16 protein-coding genes are annotated in these 18,777 nt (G+C 47.0%); 10 read left to right on the forward strand and 6 right to left on the reverse strand.

All coding sequences use genetic code 11. From position 1 onward, the window contains the following. Positions 1-24: 24 nt before the first annotated feature. Positions 25-480 (reverse strand): DUF1648 domain-containing protein, encoded by a 456-nt coding sequence (locus tag Q5691_RS25315; protein WP_333347816.1) that lies wholly within the window; start codon positions 478-480, stop codon positions 25-27. Positions 481-581: 101 nt separating this feature from the next. Between Q5691_RS25315 and def the strand changes: the two genes are divergently transcribed. The 3 genes from def to Q5691_RS25330 all read left to right on the forward strand — a co-directional run bounded on the left by def (position 582) and on the right by Q5691_RS25330 (position 2,854). After that, on the forward strand, positions 582-1,142 hold the full coding sequence (def, locus tag Q5691_RS25320; RefSeq protein ID WP_190659061.1) for a peptide deformylase: 561 nt from the start codon (positions 582-584) through the stop codon (positions 1,140-1,142). Further along, positions 1,142-1,342 carry a hypothetical protein gene (locus Q5691_RS25325; RefSeq protein WP_199292547.1) on the forward strand — a complete coding sequence of 67 codons (201 nt, stop codon included), beginning with the start codon at positions 1,142-1,144 and terminating at the stop codon, positions 1,340-1,342. Before def ends, Q5691_RS25325 begins: the two co-directional genes overlap by 1 nt. A gap of 174 nt (positions 1,343-1,516) precedes the next feature. Next, a complete protein-coding gene (locus tag Q5691_RS25330; protein ID WP_333347819.1) occupies positions 1,517-2,854 on the forward strand; it encodes a PrsW family glutamic-type intramembrane protease in 1,338 nt (445 codons plus the stop codon). A gap of 36 nt (positions 2,855-2,890) precedes the next feature. On the opposite strand, the gene Q5691_RS25335 is transcribed toward Q5691_RS25330, so the two are convergent. Further along, the gene (locus Q5691_RS25335; protein WP_333347822.1) at positions 2,891-3,538 is read right to left on the reverse strand and encodes a PEP-CTERM sorting domain-containing protein; all 648 of its coding nucleotides are present in this window, start codon (positions 3,536-3,538) and stop codon (positions 2,891-2,893) included. Between the two features lie 636 nt (positions 3,539-4,174). Between Q5691_RS25335 and Q5691_RS25340 the strand changes: the two genes are divergently transcribed. Further along, complete coding sequence (locus tag Q5691_RS25340) at positions 4,175-5,227, forward strand: Gfo/Idh/MocA family protein (RefSeq protein WP_015178266.1); 1,053 nt, start codon at positions 4,175-4,177, stop codon at positions 5,225-5,227. Positions 5,228-5,668: 441 nt separating this feature from the next. On the opposite strand, the gene Q5691_RS25345 is transcribed toward Q5691_RS25340, so the two are convergent. Beyond that, a complete protein-coding gene (locus Q5691_RS25345) occupies positions 5,669-6,643 on the reverse strand; it encodes an SGNH/GDSL hydrolase family protein (RefSeq protein ID WP_333216262.1) in 975 nt (324 codons plus the stop codon). Between the two features lie 782 nt (positions 6,644-7,425). On the opposite strand from Q5691_RS25345, the gene btpA reads away from it, so the two are divergent. The 4 genes from btpA (at position 7,426) to Q5691_RS25365 (ending at position 12,805) form a co-directional block, all read left to right on the forward strand. Then, positions 7,426-8,313, forward strand: a complete 888-nt coding sequence (gene btpA, locus Q5691_RS25350) for a photosystem I biogenesis protein BtpA (protein WP_333057464.1) — start codon at positions 7,426-7,428, stop codon at positions 8,311-8,313. A 134-nt stretch (positions 8,314-8,447) separates the two neighbouring features. Next, positions 8,448-9,371, forward strand: a complete 924-nt coding sequence (locus Q5691_RS25355) for a vitamin K epoxide reductase family protein (RefSeq protein ID WP_333216260.1) — start codon at positions 8,448-8,450, stop codon at positions 9,369-9,371. A 470-nt stretch (positions 9,372-9,841) separates the two neighbouring features. Then, positions 9,842-11,977: a CHASE2 domain-containing protein gene (locus Q5691_RS25360; protein ID WP_333312134.1), complete on the forward strand. Its 2,136-nt coding sequence runs from the start codon at positions 9,842-9,844 to the stop codon at positions 11,975-11,977. 573 nt (positions 11,978-12,550) lie between these two features. Then, a complete protein-coding gene (locus Q5691_RS25365; RefSeq protein ID WP_333312315.1) occupies positions 12,551-12,805 on the forward strand; it encodes a hypothetical protein in 255 nt (84 codons plus the stop codon). Positions 12,806-12,815: 10 nt separating this feature from the next. Here Q5691_RS25365 and nadB read toward each other — a convergent pair whose 3' ends face one another. The 3 genes from nadB to Q5691_RS25380 all read right to left on the reverse strand — a co-directional run bounded on the left by nadB (position 12,816) and on the right by Q5691_RS25380 (position 16,460). Continuing rightward, complete coding sequence (nadB, locus tag Q5691_RS25370) at positions 12,816-14,468, reverse strand: L-aspartate oxidase (protein ID WP_333347825.1); 1,653 nt, start codon at positions 14,466-14,468, stop codon at positions 12,816-12,818. A 316-nt stretch (positions 14,469-14,784) separates the two neighbouring features. Then, entirely contained in the window at positions 14,785-15,219 is a 435-nt protein-coding gene (gene psbU, locus Q5691_RS25375) for a photosystem II complex extrinsic protein PsbU (RefSeq protein WP_333164451.1), read from the reverse strand. A 254-nt stretch (positions 15,220-15,473) separates the two neighbouring features. Further along, positions 15,474-16,460 (reverse strand): adenylate/guanylate cyclase domain-containing protein, encoded by a 987-nt coding sequence (locus Q5691_RS25380; protein ID WP_333084136.1) that lies wholly within the window; start codon positions 16,458-16,460, stop codon positions 15,474-15,476. Positions 16,461-16,972: 512 nt separating this feature from the next. Between Q5691_RS25380 and hisF the strand changes: the two genes are divergently transcribed. Then, on the forward strand, positions 16,973-17,764 hold the full coding sequence (gene hisF, locus Q5691_RS25385; RefSeq protein WP_333216308.1) for an imidazole glycerol phosphate synthase subunit HisF: 792 nt from the start codon (positions 16,973-16,975) through the stop codon (positions 17,762-17,764). A 433-nt stretch (positions 17,765-18,197) separates the two neighbouring features. Next, positions 18,198-18,539 (forward strand): low temperature-induced protein, encoded by a 342-nt coding sequence (locus Q5691_RS25390; protein WP_333216310.1) that lies wholly within the window; start codon positions 18,198-18,200, stop codon positions 18,537-18,539. Positions 18,540-18,777: the final 238 nt, after the last annotated feature.

The following is an 18,777-nucleotide window of genomic DNA, read 5'->3' on the forward strand; positions in this document are numbered from 1 at the left end:
TGCTTAAGCTTCGGTGCGCCTACCTTAACGGATCAATATCCGTTTGATGCTCAAAAGCGCAAAACCGGGATGCTCCCCAAGAATTTGCTGTCGCACCACAAACGCCAACAGCCAGCAAATCTCCGCCTTCAGCCAAACCAAAAGACCTCGCCCCAACAGATATTGCCGACGAGCGTTCTCAGAAGTAATCGGTACCGGATAATTAAAAGTATGTGGATAGCGCGATACCGCAGTTAAAAGCGCAAAAATAATCGCAGCCACCACCGGCATGATCCAAATCGTCACCTTGTCGCCCCAAGCATCAGCCAGCCCCCCCAAACCGAAATGAATCGGAATTCGATCGGGCAAAACGGCCCAAAACTTGACGATGAGCAAAACACCCAGCAAAAGCGCGATCGCACCTAAAAGCTCTACCGCCACTAAAACAGGCGAAAGCCCCAGAGAAATAACCGGCCGTTGGTTTGGTGCGTTTCCAGTCATGGCTACTGAAAATTAGATTAATATTGAAAATAATAGTATTGGTTCCAATTCCATTCCCCAACAGCTTTCGTTGGGGGTTTCCAAACATCTCGCGAGGTTCTATGACGGCTCAGGTCTTGATTGAAAAGAAAAAGTTAGAAAAACCGCCCCTAACAATACACACATTAGGCGATCGCGTCCTGCGGCAGCCAGCCAAGCGCGTCAAAAGCGTCGATGCAGAAATTCGGCAGCTAGTCCGAGAAATGCTGCAAACCATGTACAGTGCCGACGGTATCGGTTTGGCTGCCCCCCAAGTCGGAGTCCACAAACAAGTAATCGTCCTCGACTGTGACCCGGAAAATCCCGCTACACCCCCAATCGTTTTGATCAATCCCACCATCAAAAGTAGCAGTGGCGATATCTGCATCTTGCAAGAAGGGTGTTTGAGCATTCCGGGAGTTTATTTAGAAGTCAAACGCCCAGAAGTCATTGAAGTCTCCTACCGCGACGAATACGGCCGCCCACAAACCCTGATAGCAACAGAGTTACTGTCAAGGGCAATTCAGCACGAAATGGATCACCTCAACGGAGTGCTGTTTGTAGACAGAGTAGAAAACAAGCTCGCACTAAATGAAGCATTAGTCAAGCATAAATTTTCTCCAAAGGCAGTAAAATCAGTATGATGGCAGGAACTCCGAAAAGTGGTTTACTCTTAGCTCTTTCGTGCATCACTGCGATCGCGGCAGTCGGCTCCATCTTTGAGCTGTCATCGGGAGAAGCTCAACTTGGCAATTTAGTCACGGGCATCATTCTCGCCCTGAGCGTACCGCTAACTGGCATATTTTTCTATGCAGCCGTTCAGGATGCCAGGGCCAATCTATAAGAGTTATTAGTCATTAGTCATTAGTCAGCAGTTATTAGTAATTAGTAATTAGTAATTAGTCAGCAGCTAACAACCAATAACTGTGGAATAAAGACTGCTCAAAAATAACATCAGCTAACAGCTTGCGAGTTCATGACCAATGACTAATGACTAATGACTAATGACTCATAACTCATGACTAATGAAATCGGATTTCTGCGACAAGTGCCAGCCAAAGACGCTGTGGGAACCCCAGTATCCAAGTACCAACTTTCTGAAGATGGGGAATTGGTCATCGGACGCGATCGCAATTGTCAAATAACTTTAGAGTCGATCGTCCACGGCATGGTTTCCCGCCGCCACGCCGCAGTCCGTCCCCTAACTCAGGGTACTTTGACGAGATGGGAAATTTGCGACCTCAACAGCGCTAACGGAACTTATATCAACGGAAAAAAGCTCTCTGGCTGCCAAACTTTAGAAACAGGCGATCGCATCAGTCTCGGCCTTGACGGCCCTGAATTTATATTTGAATCTCCCATAACCCCTTACCAAAATCAACCCGGATTAAGAACACCACAAACGGGCAATTTTGCTGGTAGCGAAAAAGATGCTCTCACTTTAACTCAATTATTCCCGATCGCCTCCACTGGCAAACAATTAAGCCAAAAAGCTTACTTATATCCAGGTATCGCCACAGTTATTGTTGTCGTGTCGATGTTTGTCGCCGTTGGAAATTCCGCAGCATTCAACTTGCTGCTGTCAGCTTACCTCGCCGGTGCGGCTTACTACTTTATCTATCAACTGTGCGGCAAACACAAGCCTTGGTGGGTATTGCTTGGTTCGGCTTTAGCTACAGTCCTGATTCTGAGCAGCCCCTTATTAATTGGATTTATATTCGTATTTAGAGAAATTTTGCCCGGTCGCCTGCCAATCGAAGGCGAAACAATCAGTTTTTTGCCTTTTTTGACCAGAATGTTTTTCGGGGCGGGTCTAATGGAAGAATTGCTGAAAGCCCTGCCCGTTTTGGGAGCGATGTTGCTGGGAAATTGGCTGAAAAATCCCTGGCGCGATCGCATCGGCGTTTGGGAACCTTTAGACGGAATTCTGTTAGGAAGTGCCTCAGCAGTCGGCTTTACACTGTTAGAAACTCTGGGACAGTACGTTCCCAATGTCATCCAAAATGTCACTCTGCAAGCAGGACCCGACGCCGGACAATTAGTAGGATTGCAGTTGCTAATTCCCCGCATTTTGGGTTCCGCCGCCGGACACATGGCTTACAGCGGCTATTTGGGATATTTTATCGGTTTGAGCGCCCTCAAGCCCAGGAAGCGCTGGCAAATTTTGGGCGTAGGTTATTTCAGCGCTTCCGCACTTCACGCTTTGTGGAATGCGTCGGGAGCCGCCAGCGTACTTTTGCTGGCCTTGGTGGGAGTTTTGTCCTATGCGTTTTTGGTAGCTGCGATTTTGAAAGCCAGAGCTCTGTCTCCGAATCGAGAGCAAAATTTTGCAACTCGAATATTCTTTGAAAAGTGACTTCTGAGTGCTTAATTGTTAAGGTGCCAGAGCACTTCAAGCTGCCATTTTTTTCTTGTGTTTTAACCAGCTTAAACCAGCCAATGCTAAAGCTGTGCCCCCTGCTGTGAGAGGTTCGGGAACTGGTTCGGCTGCGGTATCCACTAGGGTGTAAGAAACATCAGAGGACCCCCACCCTCTAGAGTATGGAATATAGCTATCGACGATGAGCAATCCATCGTCTATATATGATTGATAGTTCATCTGTCTGTACACAGTCTCGTGACTCCACGAGTAATAGGTAAATCCTATAGACCAAGATTCGTAGCTCTCATGTACCCAGTAAAAAGGCCCTCCTGGTTCGTCTGGAGGACTGATATATTCATTTATTACATTGTAGCCGCCACTTGCAAACAGTCCGCGAAAAACTCCTTGCTCAAAAGAAGCTGTAGCCCCTGCCAAATTGTAATATTTTTCCCATCCTTCCAATCTTCCTTCGGAAACGGCAATTTCTTCAAATCCTATTCCTGTAAGCGAGGAGTTATTAAACTTAAAAAAGCCGCTACGTGAAGTATTTTCCACTTGGAAATTGTAGGTGAGTACGGCGGCTTGTGCTTGGTCAACTCCTACGAATGACACTCCTGCATAACTTAAAATTGTGCTAGCGATCGCACTTCCTAATCTGTGCCTTTGTTTGTGACTCATTGTTTTTTATTAAGCTTTACGTAACAATAGTCCGGACAGTTTTCAATCACTAACGGCAGAATGAGGGTTTCAGCCTTCTCAGTGAGGTCGAATGCTAACGGTAGAATGAGGGTTTCAGCCTCGATCTCAAAAACTGTCCGGAGTATTGACGTAAGTGTAATTTATTTGAGTCAGCGATCGCCCGTAATTATCCCCATTCTTAAAGTAAATTTTTTTGAAGTCAAAGATTGCCGAATGTAAATAACCGAACTAATACGGATGCGTCACCTATTGTATTTGTATAATTTATGACTTTCACTATGACTTTTGAACACAAACTAGAAAAATGTTTTATCGTAATCGCCAAATATTCCGACGGGTTTGTGTTGTGGCGATGCAGCAGGCGATCGTCCCGCTCCTATTGCACATTTAATAATCTTTGTCAATACAAAATTTCCAGACCTTTTGTCCCAGTATTCTCTCCTTGTGTATGATTCGCTTCTGCTTAATTGCCTGATGCGATAATCGCAACTGAACTTAGAAATTCTTCACAAATAGTTTGACTGTGGTACTATCTGGATGGCTGTGAGTAGCTGAGGGAAGCCAAGGGGCTTGATTCCTGTGGTGGTGGAGGAGAATCCAGGAGTGCTAGATAGGATGTCATTGGGATACGCAAACGTTTTCGCCCAGCGAAGTCAACCCGAACCCCTCCGCATTGGGGTGATTGGGGTTGGCAATATGGGCCAGCATCACACGCGAGTTCTGAGCTTGCTAAAAGATATCGAACTCGTGGGTGTTGCAGACATAAATGTAGAGCGGGGAATAGATGTAGCAAGCAAATACCGGGTTCGCTTCTTTGAAGACTACCGAGATTTGCTCGCCCACGTAGATGCAGTTTGCGTCGCCGTTCCAACTCGCCTGCATCACCCTGTGGGGATGTCTTGTCTCCAAGCGGGTGTTCACGTTTTAATTGAAAAGCCGATCGCGGCTAGCATTGCCGAAGCCGAATCTTTGGTCAACGCGGCTGCTGAGGCCCACCGGATTTTACAAGTGGGTCACATCGAGCGCTTCAATCCAGCTTTTCAGGAACTCGGCAAAGTGCTGAAAACTGAAGAGTTACTGGCATTGGAAGCTCACCGGATGAGTCCCTATTCCCAGCGGGCTAACGACGTATCGGTAGTTTTGGATTTAATGATCCACGACATCGACTTGCTTTTGGAATTGGCAGATTCCCAAGTGGTGAAGCTGACAGCCAGTGGCAGCAGAGCCTCAGATTCAGGTTATTTAGACTACGTGACAGCGACGTTGAACTTTGCTAACGGCATTGTCGCCACCCTGACTGCCAGTAAGGTGACGCACCGCAAACTCCGTTCAATCGTCGCTCACTGCAAGAATTCTCTGACAGAGGCAGATTTTCTCAACAACGAAATCTTGATTCACCGACAAACAACCGCCAATTACGTGACGGATTACGGTCAGGTGCTTTACCGTCAAGATGGGTTGATCGAGAAAGTTTACACCAGCAATATTGAACCGCTCCACGCAGAATTGGAGCATTTTATTAATTGCGTGCGGGGTGGAAATCAGCCTTCTGTGGGAGGAGAACAAGCTCTCAAAGCTCTGCGGCTTGCGAGTTCGATCGAGCAAATGGCTCTCGACGGTCAAGCTTGGTATCCGAAAGAGCTAGAGTCTACTTTGCAAGTTAGCTAAATCGAGACAAATCGTGTCGTTTCCGGGTGCTTTTACTTTGGGTTTGTTGTTCGTTGAAGATGGTAACTGTTCCCATGCAACCGGATTCGATGTCAGTCGATTTGAGATTGGACAATTCGGCGTGAGAAGTTCGGCGAGTGCGAGCGTCGGGTTGCCCTCAGTCGAACGATTTTAGATCTTAGATTGACAATCAAGCATCCAGGATACAAGCCCCCGGATTTATTCGTCCATAAATAAAAAACCTGTATCCGATAAAGGAGCCCCCGAATTGATCCGTGGGGTCAAGGCTAAAATCTAAAATCTAAAATCTAAAATCTAAAATCTAAAATCGATTGACTCTGCAGATGAATCTGGGGGCTTGAACTAAGGTTTAAACTTTTTTGCTCTCGACAACAGGAGTCGTGGGCAAGTATCCGTTTTTAGGTGAAGTCACGATTTATGTCAACAAAGAGCGACTATTTGACGACTGATGGTTTTGCTAACTAGCTGATTTCCTTGAGGACTCAGGTGAATGCTGTCTCGATACAAAGTTGGAAATTCGGCCGCACCATTGAAAATGGGAAGAAAATCTATGTAAGTAATTTTCTCTGTTGCTACGAGTTCGGCGAGACGCGCTCTAGCTTTGACTTCCCAGTCACGCCGAAGCGGGCCGCCGAGTTCGCCCCGCTTCGGCGTGACTGCTAGCACAAACTGGACGTTGGCGGATACAGCTATTTTCTGGATTTGGCGAATAGCTTCTAAGTTGCAGGCTACTACATCGCTGCTTGTGGCTCCGGGTGCTGCCAATTGGCGAGTCGGCACTGCAGGGAGCAGGTAGCGGCTTAATAACTCTAGCGTAGCCGATCGGGGTTTGCGATCCGGGTAAGATCGATCGCGCCCCACAACCAGAGAACAGGGAGCCGACGCAAACAAATCGTCCGTATTGAGCAGCAAAACCAAAGCCTTTGCCCCAAAAACACCGAAACGCTTGGCGTAAGCAAGTTGATTCCTCGGCCCCCAAGAATTGGCTGAGGCGTTGAGAACTTCAAAATTTGAATAGTTGACTTGTGAACCTAATTGTGTATTGTTCGCCACATTCTGTACTTGCAGTCTCAAATTCCGAGTCATAATTTCCGAGATCGTATCTGTCTGATGCGTCCACCAACCACCGTTGGCGACAGAATCTCCCAACAGCAAGACGCGCAGAGTTTCTGCAGGGGGTATCGGGGCGATCGCTCCAGTACGCATCGAATACTCGTTAATCTCAATCCGGTTGCCCAAGCGATGCACCTTCTGATTGGGCGCCAACAAATAGCCGCACTCGGCATCGGCAATATAAATCAAAGGATTACCAAAACCTAGCAGCACCCGCAGGAGCACTTCGATTGCTGCCCCCAATCCTGCGGTGACAGCCAAAATTATGAGAACAACTTCCACCACTTAACCTCGATAGAGAAGGAAAAACCCCTGCCGACACCAAGGTATAAAAAAGAATGCAACTGCAGTCAAGCTTTCATCCCTGATTGTAGTCAGTCGATTTGAGATTAAAGATTAAAGCATTGACTCGACAGATGAATCTGGGAGATCTCGCTAAAACCTGAACTTTTTTGTTTTCCAGGACTCCTGCTTACAAGCAAGTATCTGTCTTGGAGTGACGTGTGTAGGTCGCCTTTGTAAAATCTAAAATCTAAAATCTAAACTGTTATGGCTGCGGGGTTGGAGCAACTTGGCGACCCGATTAAGTCAACCGAATCGCCCCCGTGGATATAGAATTCTAGAATATACCGTCAAAATCCGCCGTCAGCCGTCAGTAAGGAACCCCACGTTTAAAAGCGGGGGCTTTCAAGACAGTCCGGCTCTGTGAGCGAGATTGAACCGAAAGCCCAAACCTTACCAGAGACAGGATCAGACCTACGTTTTTTGAGTCACGATACCGGAAAATGCGACGCTAGTTTTCCGCTCTATCGCTGAGAGTTAAACAGGCTTAAAGGGGTCAAACCAGTGCTTTCAGCCTAACAAGCTCACTAAACATTCTCGAAGCGAACATTACCCCGAAAGGGAGATTGAGGCAACCATACCTCACCGGAGAGGCAACCCGACCTCTCCAACCCCGAAAGGGGATTCAAGGCGACGGTCGTCGCAGCCGCCTTCCTCCCCATGCGTAAAGTCAGGGGCTTCCCGCTCGTTTTTTGGTGAACTTGGTGGTTTCAGGAAAATCCGTGGACTTAAAACAAATATTCAAAACGCCGAATCCCATAATCGGTGTCGTACATTTACAGCCTTTGCCAACTTCTCCCCGCTGGGGCGGAAACCTCAAAGCTATTATCGGAAGAGCCGAGCAAGAGGCTACAGCGCTGGCTTCTGGTGGCGCAAACGGTATCATAGTTGAGAACTTTTTCGACGCTCCTTTTGCCAAAGACAGCGTAGATCCGGCTGTGGTAAGTGCCATGACTCTGGTAGTTGAGAGGCTAACAAATCTCGTGACGCTGCCGATCGGCGTTAACGTGCTGCGAAACGACGCCCACAGCGCGATCGCCATCGCCTCCTGCACAGGAGCTCAATTCATCCGCGTCAACGTCCTCAACGGCATCATGGCTACAGACCAAGGCTTAATTGAAGGCCAAGCTCACCAGCTACTGCGCTACCGCCGGGAATTGGGCAGCGATGTCAAAATATTAGCAGACGTGTTAGTCAAGCACGGGCGACCCCTAGGCAGCCCCAACTTGACCACAGCCGTCCAAGAGACGATCGGGCGCGCTTTAGCCGACGCCGTAATCCTTTCCGGCTGGACAACTGGTAGCCCTCCCAATCTCGAAGACTTAGAACTCGCGAGTGCAGCAGCGGCGGGAATTCCAGTTTTCATTGGCAGTGGCGCCTCCTGGGAAAACATTTCCACCCTCATGCAGGCCGCTGACGGTGTAATCGTATCGAGTTCCCTGAAGCGAAACGGCCGCATCGAGCAGCCTATAGATCCGATCCGCGTCAGTCAGTTTGTAGAAGCCGCCCGCCGCAGCTTGTCACAGAAAGAGCCCGAACAGGAAAATAGAGATGCTAATGGCTCAAGAGGGCCAACACCGGAACCGGGCAAAGTCACAAGTAAAACGTAAAATAGGAGTTGTTGACAGTTGACAGTTGACAGTTGGCAGTAGTCAGTAGTCAGTAGTCATTAGTTAACCATTAACAGTCATTAGTCAACAGTCAACAGTCAACAATTCCCAATTATCAATTACCAAATCAAAAAATGATTCGCCGACGTTCAACCCCTTGGATTCATCGCTGGTCTCGGACTGTGATGGCAGCGATCGCAGCCATAGGCGTCGTAGAAACGGCCTATCTCACGATCGCTAAATTCACCAATGGCTCGGTCATTTGTCCCACCAGTGGCTGCGACAAAGTTCTCAACAGTCCCTACGCTACAGTCTTTGGCACAGTGCCTTTAAGTTTGTTAGGCTGTCTGGCTTACCTGAGCATAGCAATCCTGGCATTGGCTCCCAAAGCTGTAAATCCCGACACCAAGAAAGGACTGCACTCTCAACTAGAAAACAGAACTTGGCAAGCGCTATTTATCATCACTGCTGCGATGGTAATTTTCAGCAGCTATTTGATTTATTTGATGGCTTTTGAAATTCAGGATCTGTGCATTTATTGCGTCACTTCTGCCTTATTTGCGCTGTCGCTGTTTGTGCTGGTGCTAGTCGGGCGCGAGTGGGAAGATATCGGACAGTTGGTGTTTACAGGCATTTTGGTGGCAATGGTGAGTTCGATCGGCGCTTTGGGACTTTATAACAGCGTCAACTCACCTCCTCCTACTGTCTCTACCCCCGGAATTGTACCCCCTGCCGTCACTACAATCTCCGGCCCGGCACAAATGGCTTTGGCCCGCCACCTCCGACAAATCGGCGCTAAAGAGTACGGCGCTTACTGGTGCCCCCACTGCCACGACCAAAAAATGCTCTTCGGCAAAGAAGCAGCCAAAATAATTGATTATTTTGAATGCGATCCCAGGGGGCAAAATTCCCGCGCTGAAATTTGCAAAGCTGCTGCTGCGAATGTTAAAGGTTTCCCGACTTGGGAGATTAATGGTCAGTTTTATGCGGGGACACAATCTTTGGAGAAACTCGCTGATTTATCGGGTTACACGGGTCCCCGCAACTTTCAAAACTAACAGGAAAGTTGGAGATTATTATAGATGACAGATTTTAGATTGAGCGGCAGAAAATATCCTGGTTTTTAACTTAGTTTATTCTTGGCTCGTGCTGCTAAATCAATCTAAAATTTTGCATCTATAATTAATAAAAAATAGTAAAAGTTAGTGATAACGAAAAAAATAAAACAAGGTGTGGGTTTCTAGTTTTTAGCTCGGTGAATAATTACTAAAACTTTTACATAAAAATGCAATAAACCGGGTTTCTGCTACCAGAATGATTGTTGAAATGACATATTTGGGTTGCGAAACCCGGTTTCTGCTGTTGCAGCCAGATCGCACCGAAAAACCAAAAAATTGGATAATTTAAAATCTAAAATCGACTCGCCCGCACCGAAAAACCAAAAAATCTAAAATCTAAAACCTAAAATCTAAAATCGACTTAGCCGATCGCCCCGGAGAGGTAAAACCTATACGTAGTAGTAGTTTAGATGCTCACAGGGCGAGACCCACATCCCCAAAATATGCTAGAAACTATCAAAAAATGGGTCGATCGAGAACGCCGAGTATTGATTACTGCGAGTGCCGTTGCTAGTAGCGTCATTGTAATGCGCTGGTTCGGATGTTTTCAGGTGTGGGAATGGGCTGCTTTCGACCACTTTGTGCGCTGGCGGCCGGCCGAACCCATTGACTCGCGCATCGTCATTGTAGAAATTAAGGAAGCTGACTTGCAAAAATACGGCTACCCAATTTCGGATGCTGTTTTGGCCCAATTGCTGCAAAAATTACAAGCTGGCAAGCCACGGGCGATCGGCCTCGACGTTTACCGAGATTTGCCAACTCAACCGGGTAACGCCGAATTGCTCAAAACTTTTAAAACTATTCCCAACTTAATCGGCATTGAGTTGATGCCCGACGCAACCAGGCTCGGAGTTCGCCCGCCTCCGGTACTTGACAAGCTCGATCGAATTGGTTTCAACAACGTTGTTATCGATGCTGACTCAAAAGTGCGGCGAACTTTGCTCTATGCTTGGCCCGGAGACGGCAAAACTCATCAAAGTTTCGCACTCAGACTAGCTTTGCTTTACCTCAAAAGCGAAGGAATTTCCCCTCAATCAGCAAAATCCAATCCTAAATACTTGCAGTTAGGCAAGGGGGTTTTTCGGCCTTTTCAACCGAATGATGGTGCTTACGTTCGAGCAGACAGCCGCGGCTATCAAATTTTGACCAACCTGCGCGGCCCGCGAGGCAGTTTTCGCACTGCATCGATGAGCGATGTGCTCTCTGGCACAGTACCTGCTGATTTTGTACGATCGCGCGTTGTCTTGATCGGCTCAAATGCCCCCAGCCTCAAAGACTTTTACCAAAATTCTTACAGTTCCGGTTGGTTTGGTCCTCCCCAGCAAATACCGGGAGTCGAGCTTCAGGCTCATTTCTTGAGCCAAATTTTGAGTGCAGCCATCGACGGGCGTGGGGGTATCAATGTCTGGCCAGAGGCTGCGGAGTTGCTGTGGATTTTGCTGTGGTCTTGGGCGGGAGCAAGTGTGAGTTGGAATTTGCGATCCCTTGGTCGATCGGCTTACTGTTTATTAAGTATCTGTCTAAGTCTAAGTGCTAGTTTATACTTAGTCTTCTTAAGAGGTTGGTGGCTACCGTTAATTCCTCCCATCCTCAGTCTTGTGGGTTCTGGTGCTGCTGTTGTGGGTTATCTGGCTCACTTGCAAGAAGAATTAAAACGGTCTAAAGAATTTTTACAATCGCTAATCGATACAATTCCCGACCCCATTTTTGTCAAAGATCGAACTCACCGCTGCGTAGTTTTGAATCAGGCATATTGTCGGTTTATTGGCTATCCTTTAGAAATTTTAAGTTGCCGAACCGATTACGAATTATTTCCCCACGCCGAAGCCGAGATATTTTGGCAGCAAGACGAATTAGTATTTAAAACTCACCAGCCGCGAGAAAATGAAGAATATTTTACTGACGCTCACGGAATTACGCATCTAATTGCGACTAAAAGATCCCTGCATAAAGATGCTGCCGGCAACCTATTTTTAGTCGGAGCAATCAGAGATATTACCGAGCGCCAACTTCGGCAAAATGCCCTAGAACAAAAAAATGCTGAGCTCAGCCACCAAGCTTATCACGATGCTCTTACCGGTTTGCCCAACCGTCAAATGTTCTACGAATGTTTGCATCAGTCTCTAGAAATAGCCTCCCGCAATCAGGAATTGGTAGCTTTACTGTTCTTAGATTTAGATGGATTTAAATCAATCAATGACACTCTCGGACACAATGTGGGCGATTTACTCTTAAAAACAGTTGCCAGTCGGCTCAAAAAATGCTTGCGGGGCAGTGATACCATCTCGCGGTTGGGCGGCGACGAGTTCACAATCATTTTGCCGGCAATTCCAGGTCGCGAGGAAGCTGCCAAAGTAGCGGAAAAAATTTGCGACGCCATCATGCAGCCTTTTATTTTAAAAGAACATACAGTTTCTGTAACTACAAGTATTGGTATTAGTTTGTATCCCATTGACGGTCAAGAGCCAGATATTTTAGTTAAGATTGCCGATGTTGCGATGTATCGTGCCAAGGAACGAGGGAAAAATCAATATCACTTTTATTAATTAAGAGCAGTTAAAAACATAATGCAACTGTAGGTAAAGTCCCCACCCCAATCTTGATAAGTCATTTGTAATTATTCAATTTTTTATCTAAAATCTCAATTATTTCAGACACATTTAGAGCAATTTTTAGGCCTCAAACCCTAATTGGGCTGTGAGGGAGATATTATTTCAGGCGTCCCCTGTGCAGCTAACTTAAAAAAATAGCTCGCTCCTTAAACTGTAAGGCTTCTAAGCTTTTTGAAACCGTTCAAAAAAATGTCCAAAGTAGTAAAATCTCAAATCTAAAGTCACATAAGTTAAAATCCTGTAATTTGTCATCTGTCATTAGATAGATTTAGCCAAATATAAAACTTATGAGAGCAACTTGCCGTCTCATCTAAATGTTACAAAATATTAAAATAAATCACAACCTCAAACCAAATTCCAATCCCCAAAAGCCTTAATGTAAAAAAAATTATGTAAACTTACGAAAATTAATTAAAGTAGATGTAAACATATCAGTGGAAATACGTAAATTGATAGATATAATAGGTGGTACAGACAGGGATCTATTGCGGTGATTTGAATAAGGCTGTGAATACTATGCGTACTTTGATTCAGCTTACAACAACGGCAACCCTGGCAGCCTGCCTGCAAGTGAATACAGTCGGCACCGCAAATGCGGCTCGACTTGCCAGCAACTCAACTAGCAATTTCACAAAAGCCCGTAGCACGGGCGAGAACCCCAGAGTTTGGACAGTTACACCAACCTCTAGGTTGGGAAATCCCCAACAATACGAACCAACCCCGAACGGGAACCCCGAAAGTGACGGTACGGGAACGCGCTGACCCCAAATTTTCAATCTTCTATTCGCGGAGATTTGTACCAATTGGATTGGTTAATTAAAGTATGGCTGCACCAATCCGGATCTGTGAGAGGATAGTCCACCCGGTAGTGACCGCCGCGACTTTCGGTGCGAAACGCAGCACTTTTGACAATTAAGTAGCCGATATCCAATAAATTCCCAACTTCTCCCCAATTTCGCAAAATTGAGCTATTCTGGGCCTCAGCAGGGGAAAAATCAATAATTTGTCCGGGCTGTAAATTATCAAGCGTCTGACTCAAAGGCAACAAAGCAAATTCTTGCCGCCAAATCTCAAGTTGGACGATCGCCCTTTCCAAATCCCGCTGTCCCCGGCAAATGCCCGCACTCTGCCACACCAAATTCCGCAATTCAACCCGCAACCTTTCGATCGCCTCAATGTCCCGTTCAGAAATCGATTTTTCCCAGATTTCCCCCGCCTCGAACTGATTGGCGAATGCCTCGGATATTCCATCTTCTAGCTGCAAAAGTCCCATCTGCGCCCCAAAGACCAGACATTCCAGCAGCGAATTGCTCGCCAACCGATTAGCGCCGTGTACCCCCGTGCTCGCAGTTTCTCCCACCGCGTACAAACCCGGAATCGAAGTTTGGTTAAACTTGTCAGCGACAATCCCTCCCATCCAGTAATGGGCCGCGGGCGTCACCGGCACCGGTTCGGAAAAAATATCAATTCCCCAATCAGCGCACACTTGAATAATATTGGGAAACCTGTAGCGAAGTCGATCGACCGCAATCGGGCGCAAATCCAGCCAAACATGAGGTTCCCCCGTCTTTTGCAAGTGGCGGAAAATAGCGCGGCTGACAACATCCCTAGGGGCGAGTTCCCCGCTGGGGTGAGAGTCAAAAGCAAAGCGATATCCCTTACTGTCAACCAAATGAGCTCCTTCTCCCCGCACCGCTTCGCTAATGAGAAACCTAGGCGCGCCCGCTGTACTCAGCGCCGTCGGGTGAAACTGCACAAATTCTAAATCTCGCAGCAGCGCCCCGGCGCGCCAAGCTATTGCTACCCCGTCCCCGGTACTTACCGACGGATTGGTCGTTTGAGCAAAAACCTGTCCGCCGCCACCTGTTGCCAGCACCACAGCTTGGGCCCGCAGCCACTTGACTTGTGAGCCGCAAATCGAGCTAATCCCCTGACAGCGCCCGGTTTCGTCTAGCCACAGACTCAAAGCAAAGGCAGGAGATACGAGTTGAATGTTTTTGCGGCTCAATACTTTTGCTGTCAGCGTACTGATAACGGCTTTGCCCGTAGTGTCGGCGGCGTGGAGAACTCGGCGGCGGGAGTGGGCGGCTTCTAGGGTGAGGGCTAAATCTGGGCCGGTGCGATCGAATGCAACGCCCATTTTCACCAGGGAGTCGATGCAAGTACCAGCTTCCTCGACTAAAAATTTCACCGCCTCCAAATCGCAAAGGCCGGCTCCCGCAGCCAGTGTATCCTGAACGTGCAGCGCTGCGGAATCTTCAGGGGCGATCGCCGCCGCAATCCCTCCTTGAGCCCAATCGCTTGCAGAAACAGGCAGGGTATTTTTATTGATCAAGCCCACGTGCAAATGCTCTGGCAGGCAAAGTGCTGTATACAAACCCGCCGCGCCAGCACCTATTACCAATACGTCAAATTTGTCAGTCATAAGTCTGCCGCCAGTCTATTTTAGATTTTAGATTTTAGATTTTAGAATTGAGTCTACAGATGAATCTGGGGACTTGAACTAATGTCAGTCAAGGGATTTTAGATTTTAGATTTTAGATTTTAGATTTTAGATTTTAGATTTTAGATGAATCAGGGGAACCCGCTGATTTCAATCTAGCGAATTTTGGTCGGCTTTTGCCGAATGGTGGTTGAAAGTAAGTCTTGATAAATTAAAGGCAGAAGTCATCAGCCTAAGAGAAAAAAAATCTTTTCTTTCTGCCGAATGACTTCTGCCTTCAAATGAGGCCCGCTGCTACCTAGTCGTAGAGACCGTTATTCAACCTGGTATCTCCTTCAATAAAGACTGATTCGACATCAGTTATGGTGAATTTGTCCAAGTTAGCTTGCAGCACTTTTTTCTGAGCTTCCGTCAAACCTGAAATGTTGAGTACGTCCTCAACTTTTTCGTAAGGAGCGTTCTTAATAATTAGTCCAGCTAAAGTGGGATACAACCCTCGATATTGGCGAAAGTCCCGGACGGCGCTGTTGTTCAAATCAAGTTTTTTGCCGTATTCTGTGGCAAGCTTCTCATCGGCGCGATTGGTTCTAGCCGGAGCTTCAACAGCTAGGAGCGAGGATGATGGCAAGACGATACGGCTTAATGACGCCGCGATCGCGCTTTGGTCTCCAGCCCATGCAAAGCAGCCCAGCACTAAGCCCAATACTGCCAATAGACGACCCAATCGTTTCATGAAGTTTTGTCTCCCAATTTCATACACAGCATTTATGTAGAGACTACCATTTTGCTTATGCAGTTTTTCAGATAAATCCGCAATAGGTAGAGGGCTGTTATAAACTTTACATTTTGGTATTGACAAGGCGGACAATATATGACAATAGCCGACTTTTAAGCATCGCAGGCAAGTTTATCAAAGGCACTCCCAATTAAAAACTCGGACTGCCATTTTAAAGGGTTAATTTTTGCCCCGCCCCAATTTTCTCGCTATCAAGAACTTTTTCCTTTCGTTTTGAGAAAAGCATTCAAGTCAGCATAAGTACCGCCGTAAGTCACCGTGGGAGTGTCGTAACCCTTTAAAGCAACGGTGTGCTGCTCGAAAGCGCCCTGCGCCCCCAATTGCGTCAGGTATTTGTAGGTAGTTTCTCCCACAGCGATATCCTTGCCAAGTTGCTTGGTGCAAGATTCCAGGCGAAATGCTGCGTTTACAGTATCTCCCAAGGCGGTATAGTCCGATCGGTCGCTGCTGCCAGAATTTCCCACCATTGCATAACCGGTATTGATGCCAGCCCCGACTCGCAAAGGAAAAGGCAGGGGGTAACGGCTGCTGAGTTCGTCTGTTGCCTTGTGCAGTTCGCTCAAAGCTTGGCAAATCCGCATCATTTCCTCGCTGCTGACACCGCTGGTTTTGTGGAACCAGACTGCCATGATGGCATCGCCGATGTATTTGTCCACCCAACTGCCGTGTTCGCGAATGATCTGTCCTGCTTTGCGGAACCAGTTGCCGATAACTTCCGAGAGGAGGGTTTCGTCTAGCTGCCTAGTCAAAACTGTAAAGTCTCGGATGTCCATTACCATGACGCTAATCAGGCTACGCACCGTCAAAGTCGCCGTAAAATCTTCAGAGTCTGTCTCGTGTATTGGATCGTGTCGGTGACCGGCGGTTGGGTTGTAAAAGTCCAATTCGGTTTGACCGAAAATAATCCGATCGCCATTTCTGAGAGTGACAGGAATACTGACGCGCCGCCCGTTGACAAAGGAACCATTGCGGCTGCCCAAGTCGATCAGGTAGAACTCTCCTGTCTCCATTTGCTGTAACATCGCGTGATTACGGGAAATCCAGCGATCTGTCAGTACAAAATTATTGTCATCGCTCCGCCCTACTGTCCAGCAATTGCTGCCGGAGAGCGGCAAGTAGCGATTGCCGCTTTTCTCTGTACGAAGTACCAAATGTGGATTGGCTTGCAAAGTCACCACAGCCCTAAAAACGACATCAAGTCAACCGATTTGAGATTTTAAACTTTAAATTTTAACTTTACCGCGCGGCTTATAACTGAGATTGCTGCTAAAAAACCTCAAATCTGCTGTTCTCAAATCTAAAATTGTTTAGTCGATCGTCGATGCACCAAAGCATACAGGATTGCCGAACCACAATTCGATCGCCAGCGAAGGTAGTTATGGTTCGATCATAGGCGAAATTGTCATATTTTTCACCCCAAAGATGTCTCTGGGGACTTAAATTTGTTGCTTTTTGCGGAAACATAACTCTCTACCCATATTCTACCGAAGGTCACGGCTCCCACTGCGAGCCAAGTTTTATTTATTCTCAGGGGGCCTAAAAAAACTGAAAAATGGCTCTCCGGCTCCGACCGAGAATTGTTAAACACAAGGTATCTTTAAGATTTGTGGCTTAACTTCGGGTTTTTGAAGATATCAACAAAGCCTTTTCCTCGCTGCGGCGGTCAATAAGTTGGAAACACGAGAATTTTATGTTGTCGAAAAGAATTTTGCCTTGTTTGGATGTGAAAGCCGGTCGCGTGGTCAAAGGTGTCAATTTTGTCAACCTTCAGGATGCTGGCGATCCGGTAGAAATGGCTCAGGTTTACAATGATGCCGGTGCTGACGAGTTGGTGTTTCTGGACATTACGGCGACTCACGAAGACCGGAATATTATGATCGATGTGGTGTACCGAACGGCCGATCGCGTATTTATCCCTTTGACGGTGGGCGGCGGTATCCAATCCTTAGACACAATTAAAAGTTTGTTGAGGGCGGGCGCTGATAAGGTGAGTATTAATTCGGCGGCAGTGCGCGATCCGAGTTTAATTGACAAAGCCAGCGATCGATTTGGTAATCAGTGCATTGTAGTGGCGATCGACGCCCGCAAACGGCAAGACGCGGATAATCCTGGTTGGGACGTGTACGTGCGCGGAGGGCGAGAAAATACCGGCCTAGATGCGATCGCCTGGGCCAAGGAAGCCGAACAGCGCGGCGCGGGGGAAATTCTGGTGACAAGCATGGACTCGGACGGCACTCAAGCCGGTTACGATTTGGAATTAACTCGCAGCATTGCCGAAATGGTCGAAATTCCCGTCATTGCTTCCGGTGGCGCCGGCAACTGCCACCACATCTACGAAGCCGTGACTGAGGGCAAAGCAGAAGCAGCCCTACTGGCTTCCCTGCTGCATTACGGGCAACTCAGTGTAGGAGAAATTAAAACTTATCTAGCAAAATGTCAAGTTCCCGTGCGACAGCAGCAGCCATTAGTTATTAGTCATTAGTCAGTGGATAGTCGGGCGCATCTCATATCTTGCAACATTTTTAACAAACCGCTCTGCGGGTTCACTCAAGCGCCCTCTCACGTTGTAAAGAGGCTAAATAAACCCGCCCCCACTCCACGATAAAACCAGTTACTGACATTGATACCGCTATGTGAGGCGCATCCGAAGGCACTTATAGAGAATTTTTTTGATTCTACACAAGTGCCTTCTACATAAATCTCTTGGGGCGATCGACTCCTGTCAACTAGAAATATTCCCTGAGAAGGATTTCAAATCCCAGCTTTTTCAGCTAAATATTATATGTTAGCTCAATTTGAAAGAGAGCAAAGGTTGCTTTTCTCAAACTTGAGTTAAAGATTGTGCAGAATTTGAGTGAGCTTCTGCCTGTTAACAATCTTACCGATCAAAACTTCTAAAAACGGAGAAATTTTGTATGTCTTTTATCAGCTTTAACTTCCCTGCCAAGCGTTTAGTCCGCACTTTAATAGCTGTTTGTTTTTGTGCTTTGATGTTTGTTTCTAATGCTTTCCCGGCTTTTGCAGTTACTAGCAGCCCCACCAAAGGTGAAGACAAACTTTTGGGTATTGAAAAAGAATCTCAAGAAGCTGTACTGAAAAAACCAATGTCCTTGGAAGAAACTCAAGAAAAAGCCAGCAAAGGGCCTAACGAAGTTCAGGGAGACGCTGACATTGAAAAAATGAAAAATCCTTCCAATACACAAGCTACATCCTTTGAGCAACAAGTCAAAAAAGCTGTCAGCAAAATTAAAGACTAACTCCGCGCGCAGTAGTCAGCGGACAGTTGTCAGTATAAAAGATTAGGGACACGGCGCTGTGTCGTATCCCTAGATTTTTTTTTGTAGAGACACCGCACCGCGTCACATTCTTGAAAAGGCAGTATCCAATCTAAATTTAGGTTGAGTTTTCAGAATCGATCTTAGGAATGAGAATTAAATAACTTCCACTCTTGAAAGTGGGATGGGCGTCCCGCCCGTCCAAAAAGGACGGGCGGGA

Source organism: Microcoleus sp. w1-18aA5, assembly GCF_036701705.1.
Lineage (GTDB): Bacteria > Cyanobacteriota > Cyanobacteriia > Cyanobacteriales > Microcoleaceae > Microcoleus.